The 211-nt window shown below is 44.1% G+C and carries 1 rRNA gene; it reads right to left on the reverse strand.

Annotated features, from left to right (window positions below):
* Positions 1 to 69, reverse strand: a 5S ribosomal RNA gene (rrf, locus tag KW850_RS33060); the annotation flags it as partial.
* Positions 70 to 211 lie beyond the last annotated feature (142 nt).

A 211-nucleotide genomic window follows, 5' to 3' on the forward strand; every position in this document is an offset into this window, starting at 1 on the left:
GGCGCTGAGAAGCTTAACTTCCGTGTTCGGTATGGGAACGGGTGTGACCTTCTCGCCATAATTGCCAGACTATTTAATTGAGGTATCATTCCCTCAAAACTAGATAATGCAGAAGAAGTTTGTAAACTCGAGATTGCCTTAAAAATGGTTAAGTCCTCGAACGATTAGTATCAGTCAGCTCCACATGTTACCACGCTTCCACCTCTGACCT

Source organism: Bacillus sp. sid0103 (genome assembly GCF_019219025.1).